Here is an 18,353-nt window from a genome sequence, read left to right on the forward strand (position 1 = left end):
CCTCTCAAGTCGTGAGGTCGTTGTGAAAAATCGTGCCCACTTCCGCCGCGCGGGCGCGTTGCAGCGCGAGCACGGCAATCGCGGTGTCCTGCGCGCCGGTGCCGGTCAGGTCGCAGATCGTGATGTCGTCGCGATGCGTACGGCCGTCGCGGCGGCCGGCGATCACTTCGCCGAGTTCGGGAAACACCGCGTCGGCTGCAACGGCACCGGCCGCGATCGCATGCGCGAGCTCGCCGGCCACGCGGGTCTGCTGCAGTCGGTCACAGAAATAGCGCGCGGCGCCGAACACCGACGGCGCGAGTTCGGTCTTGTAGTCGGCGTCCGAACCCATCGCCGTCACGTGCAACCCAGGATGCAGGTCTTCCGCGTGCACGAGCGGCGCACGGCTCGGCGTGGTCGTCACCGCGATGTCCGCGTCGGCCAGCGCCGCGTGCACCGAGCGCGCGACGAGCGCGTCGATCCCGTGCGCGGCACGCACGTCGGCCGCGAATCGCGCGGCGCGTTCGGCATCACGCGCCCACACCGTCACATGGGTGATGTCGCGCACCAGCATCAGCGCGGCCAGCTGCAGCCGGGCCTGCTCGCCCGCGCCGACGATCGCCGCGCGATGCGCATCGGCGCGCGCGAGCCGGCGCGCGGCCACGGCGCCGGCCGCCGCGGTGCGTACGGCCGTCAGGTAACCGTTGTCGAGCAGCACGGCTTCGGTCAGGCCGGTACGCGCCGACAGCACGAGCATCAGCCCGTTCAGGCTCGGCAGCCCGAACGACGGGTTGTCGAAGAAGCCGGGGCTGACCTTGATCGCGAAGCTGTCGAAGCGCGGCAGATACGCCGTCTTCACGTCCACTTCGGCGTGGCGCTCCGGCAGCGCCAGATTCAGGATCGGCGGCATCACGACGGCGTCGGTCGCGAGCGACGCGAACGCGGCTTCGACCTGGTCGATCGCGACGAGATCGAGCGGCACCAGCGCACGCAGTTGCGCGTGGCCGAGCAACGTGACGGGATGGGCCATGTCAGTTCTCCGAAACGAGCCGGCGATGCACGGCCATGTCGATGTTCGCGCCGCTCACGACGACGACGACCGGGCCGCGGCGATCGCGGCGTGCGATCCGTTCATCCAGCAGGGCGGCGAGGCCGACCGCGCCGGCGCCTTCGACGACGAGCCTCTCTTCCCGATACGCATGCGCGATGCCGCGCGCGATCGACGGCTCGTCGAGCAGCACGACGTCGTCGGCCAGTGCGCGCGTCATGTCGAACGTGTAGCGGTTGTCGAGGCCGATGCCGCCGCCGAGCGAATCGGCCAGCGTCGGCTGCTCGTCGACGTCGACCGGGCGGCCGGCCGCGAGGCTCGCGTGCATCGCGGCGCCGCGCGCCATCGATACGCCGATCACGTCGATCGCCGGCCGGATCGCCTTCGCGGCAAACGCGACGCCGCTGAACAGGCCGCCGCCCGACAGCGGCACGACGAGCGTCGCCGTATCCGGCAGCGCTTCGAGTATCTCGACGCCGATCGTCGCCTGGCCCGCGATGATGCGCGGATCGTCGAACGGCGGCACGTACGCATAGCCTTCGTCGCGCACCAGCCGCCGCGCTTCCACCTGCGCGTCGTCCTGGCTGTCGCCGACGATCACCACGCGCGCGCCGAGCGCCGCGACCGCCTCGACCTTGTTGGCCGGCACGAGCGACGACATGCAGACGGCCGCGTCGATGCCGAGCGCGCGTGCCGCATGCGCGACCGCGCGGCCATGATTCCCGGTCGATGCGGTGACCACGCGCGTCACGCGTTGCGCGGCGAGTTCCGCGAGCGCGTTGGTCGCGCCGCGCAGCTTGAAGCTGCCGGTCGGCTGCAGCGTTTCGAGCTTCAGGTAGACGGGTGCGCCGACGCGCGCGGACAGCGCGGCGGACGCGACGAGCGGCGTACCGTCGGCGCGCCCGGCGAGGCAGCGGCGCGCGCGGTAGACGTCGGACAGCGACAGGAAAGACATGGAACGCACGCCTCGCGACGAATGTGATGCGATCCAGTCTAATGTTCCAAATCGCGCTTTCGAATGTCCTGATACATTGCGCGCGATGTCGCGGCGATACCGCCGGTTCAGTGGAAATCGTTCAGATGCGGATACTGTTCGAACACGCCCGCGATCGTCTCGAGCGCTGCATTGCACGCCGCATCGGAGGTTTCGGCGCCGATGCACACGCGCACCGCGTTCGGCCGCTCCGTGCCGCCGACGAGAAACGGATCGGGCGACGTCACCGCAATCTTGCGGGTGCGCAATTCGCGCACGATCCGCTCGGCCTGCCAGTAATCGGGCACGCGCAGCCATGCGGAAAGTGCGTTCGGGTGCGCACCGAGCACATACGGCCCCAGTGCGGCCCGCACCATCTCCTGACGCACGGCGAGCCGCTGGCGCTGCAGTTCGACGAGCCGCCGCGCGGTGCCGTCGGCGATCCAACGCGTCGCGATCTCGGCGATCGGCGACGTCGCCATCCAGCTGCTCACGCGCAACACGCTCTCGACGCGCAACGCGAGCCGCCGCGGCATCGCAAGATAGCCGGTGCGCAACCCCGTCAACACCGATTTCGTCATGCTCGTGCAGTAGAAGCCGAGCTCCGGAATCAGGCTGGCAATCGGCGTGCCCGTCTTCTCGGGCAGCGGGCCGTACACGTCGTCCTCGATCACGTATACGCCGTAGCGCGTCGCGATGCGCGCGATCGAGCGCCGCCGCGATTCGGTCATCATCGACACGGTCGGGTTATTGAGGGTCGGCGTGCAGACGAGCGCGCTGATCCGCTCGCCGTCGCACATCTCCTCGAAATGTTCGGGACGGATGCCGTGCTCGTCCATCTCGAGCCCTTTCAGCGTAAACCCGAGCACGTTCGCGGAGCCGATCACGCCGTGATCGGTCAGGCTCTCGCACAACACGGTGTCGCCCGGCCCGACGATCGACGCGAGCGCGAGGAAGATCCCGTGCGCCGCGCCGTTCGTGACCAGCAGCGCTTCGCGGTGCACCGGCATGTTCAGCGACGCGAGCCACGCGGCGCCCGCGTCGCGATGCGCATCGAGGCCGGCGATCGGCCGGAACGAGCGGATCCACGGCTGATCGTCGGCGCCGGCCAGCGCCGTGCACACGCTGCGCCACGCCGCATCGTGCTCCGGCGTGTGCACGATGCGGGCGATCGAGAAGTCGACGAGCTCGCGCTCGGTCGTATCGAGGATGTAGTTCGACATCGATTCGGTCACGCGCGCGGCCACGAAGCTGCCGCGGCCGACCTCGCAGCGGATCAGTCCCTGACGCTCGAGCTCCTTGTACGCGTTGGTGACGGTCTGCACGCTGACGCCGAGGCTCGACGCGACGTCGCGCTGCGGTGCGAGCCGCGCGCCCGGCGTGAGCGCGCCGTTCTCGATGTCGCTGGCGATCGCCTTCACGAGCCGCTTGTATTTCGACTCGATGCCGTGCACGGCGCCGATCGCGTCGCGCCAGCCTGCCGATACCTCGGTCCGTCCCATCTCGATGTCTCCGTCGTGGCTTCCGCATGGTCGCTCAGAAAGACACCCCGAAAATATTGTCCTAGTGCAATCGCGTGCAGAAGCAGGACGCTGCGGGTCGAATCGGACGAGGCAATCGGCGTGCCCGGACGACTGCGGCCCACACCTTTTTCGGTCGGTCGAAAGTCGCGGGCTGCCTACCCGCGCTGCGTGCGGCGCGCGGGGTTGGAATTTACTTTACATGCGCGGTCGTGCTCGTGTGGCCGGACAGTGGTCGTCCGACGATTCAATATAGCCGCCGCGCCTCTTGGGACGTGCCGTCCGGGTAAAGAAAACGATAGTTTGCTATCGAATGTTTTTGCCCCTATCATCTCGCCCATGACCAATCTGCACGACCTCCGCCTCGCCGTCAGCAGCCTGCTCGTGCTCACCGCGCGCAAGTGGCGCCGCACCAGCGACGGCGTGCTGACCGCATACAACGTATCCGAAGCCTGCGCGACGCCGCTGCTGATCGCCGGGCGCCTCGGCGAAGGCGTGCGGCAAGGCACGCTCGCCGAGCACGTGGGCATCGAAGGGCCGTCGCTCGTGCGCCTGCTCGACCAGCTGTGCGCGGCCGGCCTGGCGCGCCGCGACGAGGATCCGCACGATCGCCGCGCGAAGACGATCTCGCTGACGGCCGCCGGCCGCGCGGTCACCGCAAAGATGGAGGAAGACCTGCGCGCGCTGCGCGCCCAGGTGCTCAAGGGCGTGTCGCGCGCCGATCTCGAAGCGACGCTGCGCGTGCTGAACGCGTTCAGCGCAGCCGATCCGCATCCTCCGGCGTCGCACCCGTCCCGCCCCGCCGATTCCGCGTCATGACCTATCCGAGCCTTCGCGACTGGCTGTTCTCGGGCAAGACGTTCGCCGCGTCGATGCTGGCGCTGTACCTCGGCCTGTATTTCCAGTTGCCGCGCCCGTACTGGGCGATGGCGAGCGTCTACATCGTGTCGAACCCGTTCGTCGGCGCGACGCGCTCGAAGGCGCTGTACCGCGCGCTCGGCACCGCGCTCGGCGCGGCCGCCGCGATCTTCTTCGTGCCGCCGTTCGTCGAGACGCCGCTCCTGTTCAGCATCATCGTCGCGACCTGGTGCGGCACGCTGCTGTACCTCGCGATCTCCGACCGCACCGCGCGCAGCTACGTCTTCATGCTCGCCGGCTATACGATGCCGCTGGTCGCGCTGCCGACCGTCACCGATCCGTCCACGATATTCGACGTCGCGATCGCGCGCACCGAGGAAATCGTGCTCGGCATCGTGTGCGCGAGCGTGGTGGGCAGCGCCGTGTTCCCGAACCGGCTCGCGCCGACGCTGATCGAGCGCACCGACGCGTGGTTCAAGGACGCCGCGTTCTACGGCCGAGAAACGCTGTCCGGGCACCTGGCCGGCAAGGCGCTGTCCGCATGCCGGCAGCGGCTCGCCGCGACGATCACCGGCCTCGAATTCCTGCTGAGCCAGCTGGGCTACGACCATGCGCATCCGCGTGTCCTCGCGCGCGCACAGGCGCTCGCCGGTCGGATGCAACTGTTCCTGCCGCTGATGTCGTCGCTCGCCGATCCGCTGATCGCGCTGATGCGCGACCTGCACGTGCGCCCGCCCGCGCTCGACGCGCTGCTGGCCGACGCCGCGAAATGGTTCGACGCGCCACTGCCGGCCGTGAAGACCGGCTCCGACGGCGACATGGCGCACGATCCTATCGCGGACGACCTGCGCGAGCGCATCGCCGCGCTGCAGCCGCCTGACAGCGCGCTGGCGAGCTGGGACGGCGCGTTGCTGTCGAATGCGCTGTGGCGGCTGCGCCAGGTCATCGACATCTGGCAGGATTGCCGCTCGCTGCGCGCGCTGATCGCGAACGAGTCCGGCGTGTGGCAGCCGCGCTACCGGCACTGGCGACTCGGCGGCACCGAGCGCTTCTTCGATCGCGGGATGATGCTGTTCTCCACGCTGACCGTCGTGTTCGCGATCGTGTTCGCGTGCTGGCTGTGGATCTCGTCCGGCTGGCACGACGGCGCGGCCGCCGTCACGCTCGTGGCCGTGTCGTGCAGCTTCTTCGCCGCGCTCGACGAGCCCGCGCCGCTGGTGTTCAAGTTCTTCCTGTCGACCGCCGCGAGCGTCGTGTTCGCCGGCCTGTACCTGTTCGTCATGCTGCCGCACGTACACGATTTCGCGATGCTCGTGCTGATGTTCGCGGGCCCGTTCATCCTGATCGGCACGCTGCTGCCCCGCCCGCAGTTCAACATGGTGACGATGCTCGTCGCGGTGAACACGGCCACCTTCATCAGCATCCAGAGCGCGTACGAAGCCGATTTCTTCGTGTTCCTGAACAGCAACCTCGCGGGTGTCGCCGGGCTGCTGTTCGCGTACGTGTGGACACGCGCGACGCGGCCGTTCGGCGCGGAGCTCGCGGTGCGGCGCCTGCTGCGCTCGGGCTGGGAGGACGTCGCGCGCTCCGCGTCGACGCAACCGCTCGACGATCAGCGCAACCACGCATCGCGGATGCTCGATCGCGTCACGCAGCTGCTGCCGCGCCTCGGCGCGTCCGACGACCACCGCCACCCGTCGATCGAGAGCTTCCGCGACCTGCGCATCGCGCTGAACGCGCTCGATCTGCGCCGCTCGCGTCGCAGGCTGTCGGGCGACGTGCCCGACGCGATCGATCGCGTGCTGGCCGGCGTCACCGATCACTACGCGCGCTGCGCGGCCGCGAACGCGCGCCAGCCCGTGCCGCCCGAGCTGCTCGCGACGATCGACGACGCGCTGCAGCGCGTGGCCGGCCGCAACCTGCCGGGCGCCGCGCAGGCCGACGGCGTGCCCACGCCCGCGGTACCGGCCACGCACCGCCGCCTGCGCGACACGCTGCATGCGCTCGTCGGCATGCGCCTGTCGCTGTATCCGGCCGCGGCCGCGCAAGCGCCACAGGCGCCGGACGGAGCACGCGCATGAGCCGGCTTTCCACTTTGTCCTTCCGACCGCGACCATGATCGGCGAAATCGATATCTTCGGCGTGTTCGTGCCGGCCCCGCTCGTGCTGATGCTGATCGCGTACCTGATCAACATCGTCGTGCGCGCGGTGCTCGAACGCGTCGGCTTCTACCGCCTCGTCTGGCACCGTTCGATCTTCGACCTCGGCATCTACGTGTTCGTGCTAGCCGCCGTCGTGATCGTGTCCCACCAACTCGTGGCTACCTAACGTGAAAAAAACCTGGCTCTCGGCAGGGCAAGTCCTGCTCACCCTGATCGTCGTCGTCGTGGCCGGCCTCGTGCTGTGGCGCATCATCAACTACTACATGTTCTCGCCGTGGACGCGCGACGGGCACGTGCGCGCCGACGTGATCCAGGTCGCGCCGGACGTGTCGGGCCTCATCACGTCGGTGCAGGTCGCCGACAACCAGGCGGTCAAGCGTGGTCAGGTGCTGTTCGTGATCGACCAGGCGCGCTACGCGCTCGCGGAACGGCTCGCCGAAGCGACGCTCGCGCAGCGCCGTGCGACGCTGGCGCAGGCGAAGCGCGAATACGCGCGCAACCTGCAACTCGGCAACCTGGTCGCGAGCGAACAGGTCGAGGAAAGCCGCACGCGCGTCGAGCAGGGCGAAGCCAGCGTCGCCGATGCGCAGGTGTCGCTCGACACCGCGAAGCTGAACCTGCAGCGCACGACGATCGTCAGCCCCGTGGACGGCTACCTGAACGACCGCGCACCGCGCGTCGGCGAATACGTGCCGGCCGGCCGCGCGGTGCTGTCGGTCGTCGACCGCAACTCGTTCCGCGTCGACGGCTACTTCGAGGAAACCAAGCTGCGCGGCATCCATATCGGCCAGCCGGTCGACATCATCGTGATGGGCGAGCCGCATGCGCTGCGCGGCCACGTGCAGAGCATCGTCGCCGCGATCGAGGATCGCGACCGCACGCAGGGAGCAAACCTGCTGCCGAACGTGAACCCGGCGTTCAGCTGGGTGCGGCTCGCGCAGCGCGTGCCGGTGCGCGTCGTGCTCGACGAGGTGCCTGACGATTTCCGGATGATCGCGGGCCGTACCGCGACCGTGTCGATGCGCGGCGCCGACGCGCGTCGCAACGACGACGCGAAACCGGCAGGCGCCGGCACCGCGTCGGCGGCCGCGCCGGTTTCGGCTACGTCAGGTACGGCCGCCAGCGCCGTGGGAGCATCGCAATGAAGCGGCACGGTCTGCGCGTCGCGGCGACGCTCGCCCCGCTCGCGCTCGCACTCGGTGCGTGCAAGTCGGTCGGCCCCGACTACACGCTGCCGCAACAGGCGTACGTCAACGCACCGCTCGCGAACCATGCGCTCGACGATGCGAACGGCGCGCTGGTGTCGCGCGACGCGGTGCCCGGCAACTGGTGGCAGCTGTACGACGACCCGGTACTCGACGCTCTCGTGCGCGATGCGCTGAAGTCGAACACCGACCTGCGCGTCGCCGCGGCGAACCTCGCGCGCTCGCGCGCGGCGCTGGTGGTCGCGAACGAACAGGGTGGCTTTTCGGGCAAAGCGGAAGCGGCCGTGCAGCGCGCGCAGGAATCCGCCGAGCAATACCTGCTCGAAAACAAGCTGCCGGTCGTCAACGAAGGGGCGGTCGGCATCAACGTGTCGTACGAACTCGATCTGTTCGGCAAGCTGCGGCGCGGCGTCGAAGCCGCGCGCGCGGACAGCGAGGCCGTCAAGGCGGCCGGCGACCTCGCGCGCATCACGGTCGTGGCCGACGTCGTGCGTGCATACGTCGAAGCGTGCTCGGCCGGCGACGAACTGGCGATCGCGAAGCAGTCGCTTGCGCTGCAGCAGCAGCGCGTCGCGTTGTCGCAGCGGCTGCGCGATGCCGGGCGCGGCAACCAGACCGACGTGACGCGCGGCGTGACGCAGGTGCGCACGCTCTCCGCCGACATTCCGCGCTTCGAAGGCCGCCGCAAGATCGCGCAGTACCAGCTCGCCGCGCTGCTCGCGCGCGCCCCGGCCGACCTGCCGAAAGCCGCCGCCGAATGCGAACGCCTGCCGAAGCTGCGTCAACCGATTCCGATCGGCGACGGCGCCGCGCTGCTGCGCCGCCGGCCCGACGTGCGCGAAGCCGAGCGGCAGCTCGCCGCCGCGACCGCGCGGATTGGCGTGGCGACCGCCGCGCTGTACCCGTCGGTCAGCATCGGTGCGTCGGCCGGCTCGGTCGGCGTCGCCGCCGACCTGTTCTCGTCCACCACGAATCGCTGGTCGTTCGGCCCGCTGATCAGCTGGTCGTTCCCCGTCAACGGCCAGCGTGCGCGCGTACGCGAAGCCGAAGCCGCAACCGGCGGCGCGCTCGCGCACTTCGACGGCGTCGTGCTGAATGCGCTGCGCGAAACGCAGTCGAGCCTCGCGACTTACGCGGCCGACGTGCAGCGCACGGATGCGCTGCGCACCGCGTACGAATCGGCCCGCAACTCCGCCGCCGAAACGCATCGTCTCTATGCGGCCGGCCGGGAATCGTTCATCGCCGATCTCGATGCGACGCGCACATTGACGAGCGTGCGGGCGCAGGTCGCGGCGGCCGAGGGTCAGGTCGCGGCCGACCAGGTGCGGCTCTTCCTCGCGCTCGGCGGCGGATGGGACGGCGACGGCGCAACGGCCGCCGTGGACGCCGGCTCTGCGGCCACCGCACCTGCGGCCGGGCCGTCAGCGCCGTAGCGACATCGGCATATGTCGCCTGCGTGACGAAACACCCTGCGGCGACGGGTTTTACTGATTCACGCGACAGCATTCGCAGGGGCGGCGTTGACGGTACACTGGCCGATGCATTTCCAGTCACCCGCTACCGCGGCCGGCCCGGCCGCGGCACCTACCCGGAGAGTCATCATGCGAACGAGCGCCCGCAACCAATTTGCCGGCGAGATCAGCGCCGTCAAGCCCGGTGCCGTCAACGACGAAATCACGCTGCGCACGCCGGACGGCCTCGAGATCGTCGCCGTGATCACCCACGGCAGCGCAGCGTCGCTCGGCCTCGCGGCCGGCACGAAGGCGTTCGCGCTCGTCAAGGCGTCGTCGGTGATCGTGATGGTCGACGTCGACAGCAGCAAGGTATCGGCCCGCAACTGCGTCGCGGGCACCGTCGTGTCGGTCGCGAAGGGCGCGGTCAATTCGGAGGTCGTGATCAAGGCCGCGGGCGGTGCCGAAATCATCGCGATCATCACCAACGACAGCGTCGATCGTCTCGGGCTCGCGAGCGGCACCGCCGCAGCCGCGATCTTCAAGGCATCGAGCGTGATCGTCGGCGTCGAGTGATCGCGTGACGATCGCGACGGCGATTCATTGGACGCCGCGCATGCGTGCGACCCGGTTCTCGTCAGGAGCGACGCGATGATCGCTCCGGCCGATCGCACGCATGAACGGGCGTTGCAGTCGCTGCAAGCTGCTGCGGCCCACGCCGACGCGCCCGATGCACGGCTGTTCGGTGCGCTCGTGACGGCACGCGCGTGCCGCAACGAACTGTCGCTGCTCGGCTTGTTGCCCGGCCAGCTCGCCGGCCTGCTGGCCCGGCAGTTTCCGCACCTGCGATCAGTCGATGCCGCCGCACTCGTGCCGACGGCCGCGCCGTCGCCGTTGTCCGCCACTCACTCGGCATTCGTCGCGACGCTGCATGCACGGCTGATGGACGACGCGAATCCCGCCGTCGCCCGCGACGATGCCGACTGCCTTGCGTCGATCATCGCGCATGCGTGCCTGCGCCCCGACCATCTGTGGCGCGACCTCGGGCTCGACGGGCGCGATGCGGTATCCGCGATGCTCGAGCGCTTTTTCCCCGCGCTCGCCGCGCGCAACATCGCTCATCTGCGCTGGAAGAAATTCCTCGCGCAGGAAGTGGCCGCATCGCGCGGCGTACCGCCCGGGCCCGCGCCCGGATGCCCCGGTTGCGAGGATTTCGGTTTCTGCTTTCCTCGAGCGCGATAGTTGCCATGGCGACGCGTGACGCCGCCTGTTTCGTCGCATCGTCAGCCGGAAAAGCCGCGTTGACCGGCATGGCAAGCGCGAACCTGCCGTTACGCGACTCCGACGCCGCATCCCACTTCGACGAAAGAGCGCGGATAGCCCGCATCTCACGCTGCAACAGCTGAATGATCGTCAAATCGCTGACCGGTTGCCCGCGCGTGTTCCGCGCGTCGCACCCCGATGCGGCAACGCGCAGCTTCCGGCACGCGAATGCCGGCAACCGGCGGCGGCGGACCGATGAACGGCCGCTCGCGCTTCCCATAAATGGGAACCTCGCGATCCGCAGCGCCCGTCGCTCACGATACGGTCAGTGTCGATGCCGGTGATGAATATCCGGAAAATGCGCGTGACTGTGCGTGATCGGCAGATGCACGTGCGGATGCGTGTGCGGTTCATCGCCGTCATACGGGAAGTCGTGCGCATGCTGGTGATGGTCGTCGTGCCGATGCCGATGCGTATGCTCGAGCCGCTCGTGCGCATGTGTGTGTTCGTGCCGTTCGCGCACGTGCAGCCAGATGCCGAGCGCCATCAGCGCGGTCGCGATCCAGAACGTCGCGGGCGGCAGCGCGGGCCAGATCAGCAGCGACAGCACGACCCCGAACAGCGGGGCAATCGAAAAGTACGCACCGGTGCGCGCGCTGCCGAGATGACGCAGCGCGACGACGAACAGCACGAGGCTGATCCCGTAGCCGCCGAGCCCCGTCAGCATTGCCGCGGCCGTGACCGGTATCGCAGGCGGCGTCGCGCCGGTCGCCAGCGCGATGCCGATGTTCACCGGTCCCGCGATCAGCCCTTTCACGCACGCGATCACCATCGCGTCGTTGGCGGCCACCTTGCGGGTCAGGTTGTTGTCGATCGCCCAGCACAGGCATGCGCCGACGATCAGCAGCGCACCGACCGGCACGCCGGCCCGGCCCGGTGTCCAGGACAACAGCGCGCCGCCGGCGACGATCGCCATCATGCCGACAAATACCTGCGTATCCACGTTCTCGCGAAACACGACCCACGCGATCACGGCCGTCAGCACGCCCTCGAGATTGAGGAGCAACGCGCTCGTGGCCGCCGGCGTGCTCGACAGCCCGAGCATCAACAGAGCCGGGCCGGCCACGCCGCCCGCCGCGATCGCCCCGGCCAGCCACGGCAGATCGGCGCGCTGCAACGGCGCGGCGTCCGCGGCCGGTGCACGACGGCCGTGCCAGCCGCGCAGCAGCATCCCGATGCCTAGCCCGATGCCACTGCCGAGATAGAAAAGGCCGGCGACCATGAACGGCGACATCGCGCCGATCAGCGCCTTGGCGAGCGGTGTCGCGGCACCAAACAGCGCGGCAGCGGCGAGCGCGACGAAAATCGCGGAATGTCTCGGGTTCATGGTCCGGGTTGAGTTGACGTTGACGACGCTGGGCGTGGCTTTGGATCGAACCGGGGCTTGCCTTACTTTTCGAAAGACTGGTTGTATCGCGACAATCGGCTTGCCCGCGGGCTGATGATCCAGTCGTGATTATCGCGCGCCATTTTTGTCGCGACGAGCAAGCGGGATCGCTCGCGTGTCGGTCGACGCGTTTCGCTTCGTCATTTCGGAACGCGAATTATCGGGGCGGGCCGCTTCATTATTCTGCAATACGAAGCATTGGAACGAAAACGACGCCGTCGAAACATCATGCATGCCGAGGCTGATCGACGAATGTGAGTCGTCCGGTCGCTGTGTCTGTTCGACAGGGAGAAGATGTACCGGCCGATTCAGCGCCGGTGGAGGCAGTCCCGACCTGCCTCTGTCGAGGCAGGTCGGTCTGTCGTGTCATGCGTCGCCGCGGCTTGCGACGGGTGCGCGGCGCGCGGTGCGGATCACTCGTTGCCGGCTGCTTGCTGTTCGACCTGCTGCGCGGCGTCGGTCTGCACCTTCGCTTCCGCTTCGGCTTGCGCCGGTTGCTGTGCGGCAGCGGCCTCGGCCGGCTGCTCGGCCTTCGGCTGCTGCTGCGCACTCTTGGCCGATTGTGCCGCGCCCTTGCCGCCAGGGCGGCGAGCCTTCAGACGGCGCGCACGCGCCGCGTCGTCGTGCGTCACGCGCCCGGCTTCGTTGCCCTGCAGGTCGACGCGCACCGCGTCTTCGACGAGGCAGGACCAGTAGCGATTGCCGCGGCACCACGTCGACATTGCTTCGCGCAGTTCCGCTTCGTTGAGGCCCACGGCCTGCGCTTCGCGTGCGAGATCGTCCCAGATGCCAACCTTGAGCGGCACTTTAGGGGCCGGATTCTTCGGGAACGCGCGCGGAAACTTTCGCTGCAGTTTGCCGATTGCGACGATGACCGGATCGACCGGCGCCGACGGCTTCGCCGGAGCAGGCTTCGCCCGATGCTGCGCCTTCGCGCCGGCGCCCGGCTTGGCGCCGCGGGACGGCTGGTCGCCGGACTTCGGCTTCGCGCCGGCGTCCGTCGGCGCCGCCGGCCGCTTCGCGTTGCGCTCCTGCTTGGCCTTCGCTGCGAGCTGCGCCCGCAATTCGGCAAGTTGTTCAAAACCCATAAATTCAATCCACCAGGAATATAAGGTGTGGTTCGTGCGGCCATGCCGCGCGGCACAAAAGCATCGCCGCCATGCGTGGGGCCGGCCTGCCGCCGGTGCGGAACACGACGGGGCCGCATCGCGCACGCCACTCTGTTTTCAGGCACCCGGCCTCGATGCCGGACAAGACAGGAGTGGAAGTATACCGGTACGCGGGTCGGCTGGTTGACTCGCCGGTCTGCATTTGCCCGAGCCGCGGCGCCGAAAATGCGTCCGCGTGGTCGTGTTGCGCATTATATGGATACGTTTCCGGATGTCACGCCATTCGCGGCCCGGCCGGAAATCGGCTGTGCGGACGCTCAACTGAATACGCAGCTTCCGCGCGACAGCCGTTGAACAGTGTTGTGTCGCATCCGCGATGCGTTGCGTGCCCCCGACGTCGCACGACACGCCCGCCCGACCGTCGCTTGCGCCGGCATCGGCGTCCGATTCGTTGCGTCCGCATCGATCGCGTCGCGGACGAAAATATCGGAAAGTGCGTAGTATGGCCGAATCGACTTCGTTGGCAGCACGTCCCGTCGGCTTTTCACCGCGCGCCCGATCGGCGCGCGCGATCCCGTTGCCTGCGAAAAGACCCGGTTACACGAGATGGAGCGGATGCATGGTTTCCCAAGACGACACCCCGCACGACGGCATTACGCGCGAGGAGATCCACCATCGGCAGATCGACATGCGCGGCTATCGGCGCAGCGATGGCCTGTTCGAAGTAACGGCCTGCCTCGCGGACCGCAAGACCACCGATTTCACGCCGCCCGGCGGTGCACGGACGGTCGCGGCGCTGACCCCGCTCCACGATCTCGGCGTGACGCTGGTCTTCGACGTCGACATGGTCGTGCGCGCCGTATCCACGTTCATCCGTTCGCATCCGTATGCGCAATGTCCGGGCGGCGGCGACTCGCTGCAGGCGCTCGTCGGGTTGAATATCGGCACGGGCTGGAACAGCGAGGTGCGCAAGCGCCTGCCGTCTTGCGATACGTGCACGCACCTGAAGGAATTGCTCGGCCCGATCGCCACGACGGCCTATCAGACGATGGTCGGCATGCGGCGATCGTCGCTCGATTACCGAGACAGTGAAGGCAAGCCGCTCAAGATCGACAGTTGCTATGCATACGGCGCATCGCGCGATCTCGTGAAACGTCTTTGGCCCGAATACTACCGGCCGTCGGGCACTGCAAAGGGCAACTGAAGCCCCGGCCCTCGGCGGTTCGGCGTTGTTTGCGAAATCGGTATTGCGCGAACGGCCGCAGATCCCGCCTGTATCGCTTCGTCAGATCGGCGCCCCCGGCTCCGTCCTCAGAACACGCCCAGTGCCAGCCCCGCGGCAAGCCCCGCACCCAGTTCGGCGCAGCGCGCGAGCGCGTCGCCGTCGATCGTCTTCGCCGCGAGAATACGTTCCTGAGTCTGCGCATGCGTGCAGACGATCAACCCGGGTGCGACGTTCTTCAGCCGCCATCCGGTCGCGATCCGGTCGATCTGCCGCAATGCGTTCTGTCCGTCGCTGCCCGCGCAGACCATCGCCGCATACGGACGGCCGTTCACGCGATCGAGCGCCGCGTAGTAGCAGCGATCGAAGAAATCCTTCATCAACCCGGACATCGCCGCAAGATTCTCCGGCGTCGCGAACAGGTACGCGTCGGCTGCCAGTACGTCGTCGGCGCTCGTCGCGTCCGCGCGCTGCAACCTGACCTCGACGCCGGGCTGCTCGCGAGCCGCACCGGCAGCCGCTTCGGCCATCTGCTGCGTGCCTCCGGTCATCGTGTGATAGACGATCAACAGCGTCTTCATGGGTCGTTGCTCGCAGTCGGCTTCGGGGTCCGCGGACGGTATCGCCGGGTTTGGGCCGGCGGACCGGTCGACACGGGTAGGGGCGATTGTGCGTTCGTTTTCTCCGGATCGGTGGGTTTCGCGCATCGCAACGATTTCGATCGGCCCACGCTTGCGGATGCGCGGTCAGTCCTGCGTGCGATGCGACGCGGCGCCGTCGTCCGGTCGCGCGTAGTACGCGAGGAACATGTCGGCGGCCGATTCCGCCACTTTCTGCTGCTCCTGCACCGTCAGCGGCGGCTGGCCCATCGTGATCTGCGGCCAGAACGCGAATGCCTTCACGGCGCCATGCAACTGGTGCGCGGCGAACACCGGATCGGTAACCGCCAGACGGCCGGCCGCCGCAGCCGCACGCACCCAGACCGTGACGTCTTCCTCACGCTCGCCGAGACGTTCGACCATGTCGCGCGCTCGTTCCGGCGAGTGGATGGCCGCGCCGATCGCGACGCGCGCCAGTGCGAGAAACGCGTCGTCGTTCATCAATCGCAATTTGCGGTCGAGCAGCGCGAGCAATTGCTCGCGCAGCGGCACCTCGGCGCGATAGGTCGGCGAGTTGCCGGTCCGGGTCGCATCCCACAGCTTGTTCAGGATCGCGGCGAACAGCGTCTCCTTCCCCGGGAAATGGTTGTAGACGGTTCGCTTCGACACGCCCGCCCGCGCGGCGATGCGATCCATGCTCGTCGCATCGTAGCCGGCCGCGAGAAATTCCTCGATTGCCGCATCGACGATGGCCGCGCGCTTTCGGTCAGTGAGGCGCTGAGGAGGAGTGCTGGTATCCATTCAGAAATTTTACACCGGGCAGTTTACTTATCCCAAAAATAAACTACACTGTTTAGTATACTTTATTTTTCGGACGAACCGACATGGCATCGCCTCTCGTTTTGATTCATCGCATTCTTGGCTTTGCGGCCGCCCGTCGCGGCCGGACGCTGTCCGGCAGTTCGCCGCAGCACAATGGCGAGCGCTTTGCCAATGTCGCGCCGCGGCCCGCCGAAGGATTGGGCAAGACGCTGGGCATTGCTTGGAACATGCTGGTCAACAAGCCGCGTCATACCGTGCCGGCCGGCGCGCTTCCCGTCGAATCGCTGACCCGCGAGGAACTCGACGCGGCGCCCGATCGCAGCCTGTACCGGCTCGGGCATTCGACGCTGTTGCTGAAGCTGCGCGGCGAATTCTGGTTGACCGATCCGGTGTTTGCCGAGCGCGCGTCGCCGTTCCGGCGCATCGGCCCCAAGCGCTTTCATGCTCCGCCGATTGCGCTGGAAGATCTTCCGCCGCTGCGCGGCGTAATCCTGTCGCACGATCATTACGATCACCTCGATCGCGACACGGTGCTCGCGCTGGCCGCCACCACCGGCGTGTTCGTGACGACGCTGGGCGTCGGCGATCGGCTGATCGAATGGGGGATCGATGCGAACAAGGTCCGCCAGCTCGACTGGTGGCAAAGCGTGGACGTGGCCGGGCTGACGCTGACGGCGACGCCCGCGCAACACTTCTCAGGGCGTAGCCTGTTCGACGGCAACAGTACGCTGTGGGCATCGTGGGTGATCGTCGACGACGACCTGCGCCTGTTCTTCAGTGGCGATACGGGCTATTTCGACGGCTTCCGGGAGATTGGCGAGCGCCTCGGGCCGTTCGACGTCACGCTGATCGAAACAGGCGCCTATGATGCTCAATGGCCGTACGTGCACATGCAACCGGAAGAAACCGTTCAGGCGCACATCGATTTGCGTGGGCGCTGGCTGGTCCCGATTCACAACGGCACGTTCGACCTCGCCATGCATCGCTGGCAGGAGCCGTTCGAGCGTGTCACGGCATTGGCGCTCGTACGCGGCATCGAGCTCTCGACACCGAGGATGGGCGAACGCCTCGATCTCGACGCGCCGCATCGTGGCGAGCGCTGGTGGCGCGCGGTCGACGAGCGCGCGGCAGCGCCGGCGGCGAAATCGCGGCGCTGGCAGCTTTGCGCATCGCAGGCGACGAAGTAGTCCGCCAGTCGCTGCATGCGCCTTCCCGGAAGATGGCCGTCCCGCGATTCCGGATAGTGAACGCATTGCCGGCGTCCCCTGCACATCGACGGCCTGCCTGTCGATCCGATTACCTGAGTAGAGAAGTCATGCATCCGGTACCCGTCCGATACATACCCGGCCGACGAGACGATGACGTCGCCATCGCGGCATTCGACCAGGCAGGCCACCGTTCGACACGCCGCAGCCGCGAGAATGAATTGCGACAGACGCTCGTGGAGCGCGTCGCGAGATGGACCGAAGGCATCGATCACCTCAATACGGCCATTCCCAACCTGAGCTTTCATCGACGGGAAGCGCCCACGCTACCGATGGAATGCATGGTCGAGCCGAGCTTCGGTCTCGTCGTTCAGGGCGCGAAGCGGGTCATGCAGAGCGGGGATGCTTACATCTACGACGTCGACCGCTTTCTGATTACGTCGCTCGATCTGCCCGGTTCGACGCAGATCATCGAGGCAAGTCCCGACAAACCGTTTCTCGGGCTCGGCCTCAAGCTCGATTTCCGCGTCATAGCCGAACTGATGGTGCAAGTCGCGCCGGATCACGACGAGGCGTCGGCAGGCCGCGGACTCGTCGTCGGCGACATGACGGAACCGCTGTACGACGCGCTGAACCGGTTACTCGCGCTGCTGGACGACCCGAACGCGATTGCCGTTCTCGCCCCGTACATCGAGCGGGAAATCTACTATCGGCTGCTGACGAGCGACCAGGGCGCCCGCCTGCGCCAAATTGCGTCTACCGGCAGTCAGTGCAACCGCGTGTCGCGCGCGATCCGGTGGTTGCGCGCCCACTACGACGAGTCGTTGCGCGTCGATGATCTCGCGGCGCAGGTTCAGATGAGCAGTTCAACCTTCCATCACCACTTCCGTCAGCTCACCGGCATGAGTCCGTTGCAATATCAGAAATGGATACGGCTCAACGAGGCGCGGCGCCTGATGCTGACGGAGCGCCTCGACGCTGCGTCGGCGGCGTTCAGGGTCGGGTATGCGAGCCCGACCCAGTTCAACCGGGAATATAGTCGGCTGTTCGGTAATTCTCCGCGAAGGGATATCGATAGCCTGCGGGGTGGCACGGACGTCGCTCTGTCGATCGTGGCGAGTTATTGATCGCGATCGATGGACAGTGACGCTGTACCGGCTTTGACGGGATCCGCAAAGTGTGGGGCTGGATTTTCGCATGTAGGTCAAGGGGGCGCGCGTTCCCTCCCGAAGACTACGTTGTACCGGCCGTGCTCCAGAGTCCTTCGCGCCCATTCCCGGCAGCCTTCTTCTGTCCATACTCCGCGATTTCGCGAATCGGAGGCGTGGCGCATGCGTTGTCACGTGACAACTGGCGCTCAATATCGGCCTAGCTTGTGCTGAATTGGTGGCTCGAGGTGACTCAGCGATGGACTGTCCCTCCGACACGTCGACGACCTCCGGGAGCGCCCACCGAAATCATTTCATAAACTACAAATTACGTATCAATTG

17 protein-coding genes are annotated in these 18,353 nt (G+C 67.5%); 10 read left to right on the top strand and 7 right to left on the bottom strand.

Annotation, left to right across the window (positions count from 1 at the left end):
* Nucleotides 1–4 precede the first annotated feature (4 nt).
* From CFB81_RS34450 to CFB81_RS34460, 3 genes are all read right to left on the bottom strand, one after another.
* On the bottom strand, nt 5–1,009 hold the full coding sequence (locus tag CFB81_RS34450) for a cyclodeaminase (protein WP_089438105.1): 1,005 nt from the start codon (nt 1,007–1,009) through the stop codon (nt 5–7).
* A 1-nt stretch (nt 1,010) separates the two neighbouring features.
* Complete coding sequence (gene eutB / locus CFB81_RS34455) at nt 1,011–1,982, bottom strand: hydroxyectoine utilization dehydratase EutB (protein WP_089438106.1); 972 nt, start codon at nt 1,980–1,982, stop codon at nt 1,011–1,013.
* 107 nt (nt 1,983–2,089) lie between these two features.
* The gene (locus tag CFB81_RS34460; RefSeq protein WP_089438107.1) at nt 2,090–3,502 is read right to left on the bottom strand and encodes a PLP-dependent aminotransferase family protein; all 1,413 of its coding nucleotides are present in this window, start codon (nt 3,500–3,502) and stop codon (nt 2,090–2,092) included.
* A 357-nt stretch (nt 3,503–3,859) separates the two neighbouring features.
* On the opposite strand from CFB81_RS34460, the gene CFB81_RS34465 reads away from it, so the two are divergent.
* The 7 genes from CFB81_RS34465 to CFB81_RS34495 all read left to right on the top strand — a co-directional run bounded on the left by CFB81_RS34465 (nt 3,860) and on the right by CFB81_RS34495 (nt 10,438).
* Nucleotides 3,860–4,339, top strand: coding sequence for a MarR family winged helix-turn-helix transcriptional regulator (locus tag CFB81_RS34465; RefSeq protein ID WP_089438108.1), 480 nt, complete (start codon nt 3,860–3,862; stop codon nt 4,337–4,339).
* Nucleotides 4,336–6,459 (top strand): FUSC family protein, encoded by a 2,124-nt coding sequence (locus CFB81_RS34470; protein WP_089438109.1) that lies wholly within the window; start codon nt 4,336–4,338, stop codon nt 6,457–6,459. Before CFB81_RS34465 ends, CFB81_RS34470 begins: the two co-directional genes overlap by 4 nt.
* 34 nt (nt 6,460–6,493) lie before the next feature.
* Entirely contained in the window at nt 6,494–6,706 is a 213-nt protein-coding gene (locus CFB81_RS34475) for a DUF1656 domain-containing protein (protein WP_006481008.1), read from the top strand.
* 1 nt (nt 6,707) lies between these two features.
* Entirely contained in the window at nt 6,708–7,685 is a 978-nt protein-coding gene (locus tag CFB81_RS34480; protein ID WP_089438110.1) for an HlyD family secretion protein, read from the top strand.
* Nucleotides 7,682–9,178, top strand: coding sequence for an efflux transporter outer membrane subunit (locus CFB81_RS34485; RefSeq protein WP_089438111.1), 1,497 nt, complete (start codon nt 7,682–7,684; stop codon nt 9,176–9,178). Before CFB81_RS34480 ends, CFB81_RS34485 begins: the two co-directional genes overlap by 4 nt.
* 168 nt (nt 9,179–9,346) lie before the next feature.
* Nucleotides 9,347–9,772 carry a molybdopterin-binding protein gene (locus CFB81_RS34490; RefSeq protein ID WP_089438112.1) on the top strand — a complete coding sequence of 142 codons (426 nt, stop codon included), beginning with the start codon at nt 9,347–9,349 and terminating at the stop codon, nt 9,770–9,772.
* A 75-nt stretch (nt 9,773–9,847) separates the two neighbouring features.
* Nucleotides 9,848–10,438: a nitrogen fixation protein NifQ gene (locus CFB81_RS34495; RefSeq protein ID WP_089438197.1), complete on the top strand. Its 591-nt coding sequence runs from the start codon at nt 9,848–9,850 to the stop codon at nt 10,436–10,438.
* A gap of 346 nt (nt 10,439–10,784) precedes the next feature.
* Here the strand turns inward: CFB81_RS34495 and CFB81_RS34505 are convergent, their stop codons facing one another.
* Nucleotides 10,785–11,846 carry a DMT family transporter gene (locus CFB81_RS34505; protein WP_089438113.1) on the bottom strand — a complete coding sequence of 354 codons (1,062 nt, stop codon included), beginning with the start codon at nt 11,844–11,846 and terminating at the stop codon, nt 10,785–10,787.
* A gap of 473 nt (nt 11,847–12,319) precedes the next feature.
* Nucleotides 12,320–12,994, bottom strand: a complete 675-nt coding sequence (locus CFB81_RS34510; RefSeq protein ID WP_089438114.1) for a ProQ/FinO family protein — start codon at nt 12,992–12,994, stop codon at nt 12,320–12,322.
* A 640-nt stretch (nt 12,995–13,634) separates the two neighbouring features.
* Between CFB81_RS34510 and CFB81_RS34515 the strand changes: the two genes are divergently transcribed.
* A complete protein-coding gene (locus CFB81_RS34515) occupies nt 13,635–14,219 on the top strand; it encodes a DUF2889 domain-containing protein (protein WP_069619698.1) in 585 nt (194 codons plus the stop codon).
* Nucleotides 14,220–14,326: 107 nt separating this feature from the next.
* Here CFB81_RS34515 and CFB81_RS34520 read toward each other — a convergent pair whose 3' ends face one another.
* Together CFB81_RS34520 and CFB81_RS34525 are read right to left on the bottom strand one after the other, a co-directional pair.
* Nucleotides 14,327–14,818 (bottom strand): flavodoxin family protein, encoded by a 492-nt coding sequence (locus CFB81_RS34520; RefSeq protein WP_069619697.1) that lies wholly within the window; start codon nt 14,816–14,818, stop codon nt 14,327–14,329.
* Between the two features lie 165 nt (nt 14,819–14,983).
* A complete protein-coding gene (locus CFB81_RS34525; RefSeq protein WP_089438115.1) occupies nt 14,984–15,637 on the bottom strand; it encodes a TetR/AcrR family transcriptional regulator in 654 nt (217 codons plus the stop codon).
* 83 nt (nt 15,638–15,720) lie between these two features.
* Here CFB81_RS34525 and CFB81_RS34530 point away from each other — a divergent pair, with 83 nt between their 5' ends.
* Nucleotides 15,721–16,845 carry an MBL fold metallo-hydrolase gene (locus CFB81_RS34530; protein ID WP_089438116.1) on the top strand — a complete coding sequence of 375 codons (1,125 nt, stop codon included), beginning with the start codon at nt 15,721–15,723 and terminating at the stop codon, nt 16,843–16,845.
* A 128-nt stretch (nt 16,846–16,973) separates the two neighbouring features.
* Nucleotides 16,974–17,990, top strand: a complete 1,017-nt coding sequence (locus CFB81_RS34535; protein ID WP_089438117.1) for an AraC family transcriptional regulator — start codon at nt 16,974–16,976, stop codon at nt 17,988–17,990.
* Nucleotides 17,991–18,353 lie beyond the last annotated feature (363 nt).

Origin of the sequence: Burkholderia sp. AU28863 (genome assembly GCF_002223195.1) — a bacterium.
Classification (GTDB): domain Bacteria; phylum Pseudomonadota; class Gammaproteobacteria; order Burkholderiales; family Burkholderiaceae; genus Burkholderia; species Burkholderia sola.

Excerpts from the sequence above, each read along its gene's own strand:
- CFB81_RS34510 (WP_089438114.1), bottom strand. The coding sequence starts at position 12,994 with ATGGGTTTTGAACAACTTGCCGAATTGCGGGCGCAGCTCGCAGCGAAG.
- CFB81_RS34465 (WP_089438108.1), top strand. The coding sequence starts at position 3,860 with ATGACCAATCTGCACGACCTCCGCCTCGCCGTCAGCAGCCTGCTCGTG.
- CFB81_RS34490 (WP_089438112.1), top strand. The coding sequence starts at position 9,347 with ATGCGAACGAGCGCCCGCAACCAATTTGCCGGCGAGATCAGCGCCGTC.
- CFB81_RS34535 (WP_089438117.1), top strand. The coding sequence starts at position 16,974 with ATGCATCCGGTACCCGTCCGATACATACCCGGCCGACGAGACGATGAC.
- CFB81_RS34530 (WP_089438116.1), top strand. The coding sequence starts at position 15,721 with ATGGCATCGCCTCTCGTTTTGATTCATCGCATTCTTGGCTTTGCGGCC.
- CFB81_RS34450 (WP_089438105.1), bottom strand. The coding sequence starts at position 1,009 with ATGGCCCATCCCGTCACGTTGCTCGGCCACGCGCAACTGCGTGCGCTG.
- CFB81_RS34475 (WP_006481008.1), top strand. The coding sequence starts at position 6,494 with ATGATCGGCGAAATCGATATCTTCGGCGTGTTCGTGCCGGCCCCGCTC.
- CFB81_RS34520 (WP_069619697.1), bottom strand. The coding sequence starts at position 14,818 with ATGAAGACGCTGTTGATCGTCTATCACACGATGACCGGAGGCACGCAG.
- CFB81_RS34525 (WP_089438115.1), bottom strand. The coding sequence starts at position 15,637 with ATGGATACCAGCACTCCTCCTCAGCGCCTCACTGACCGAAAGCGCGCG.
- eutB (WP_089438106.1), bottom strand. The coding sequence starts at position 1,982 with ATGTCTTTCCTGTCGCTGTCCGACGTCTACCGCGCGCGCCGCTGCCTC.
- CFB81_RS34505 (WP_089438113.1), bottom strand. The coding sequence starts at position 11,846 with ATGAACCCGAGACATTCCGCGATTTTCGTCGCGCTCGCCGCTGCCGCG.
- CFB81_RS34470 (WP_089438109.1), top strand. The coding sequence starts at position 4,336 with ATGACCTATCCGAGCCTTCGCGACTGGCTGTTCTCGGGCAAGACGTTC.
- CFB81_RS34495 (WP_089438197.1), top strand. The coding sequence starts at position 9,848 with ATGATCGCTCCGGCCGATCGCACGCATGAACGGGCGTTGCAGTCGCTG.
- CFB81_RS34460 (WP_089438107.1), bottom strand. The coding sequence starts at position 3,502 with ATGGGACGGACCGAGGTATCGGCAGGCTGGCGCGACGCGATCGGCGCC.
- CFB81_RS34515 (WP_069619698.1), top strand. The coding sequence starts at position 13,635 with ATGGTTTCCCAAGACGACACCCCGCACGACGGCATTACGCGCGAGGAG.
- CFB81_RS34485 (WP_089438111.1), top strand. The coding sequence starts at position 7,682 with ATGAAGCGGCACGGTCTGCGCGTCGCGGCGACGCTCGCCCCGCTCGCG.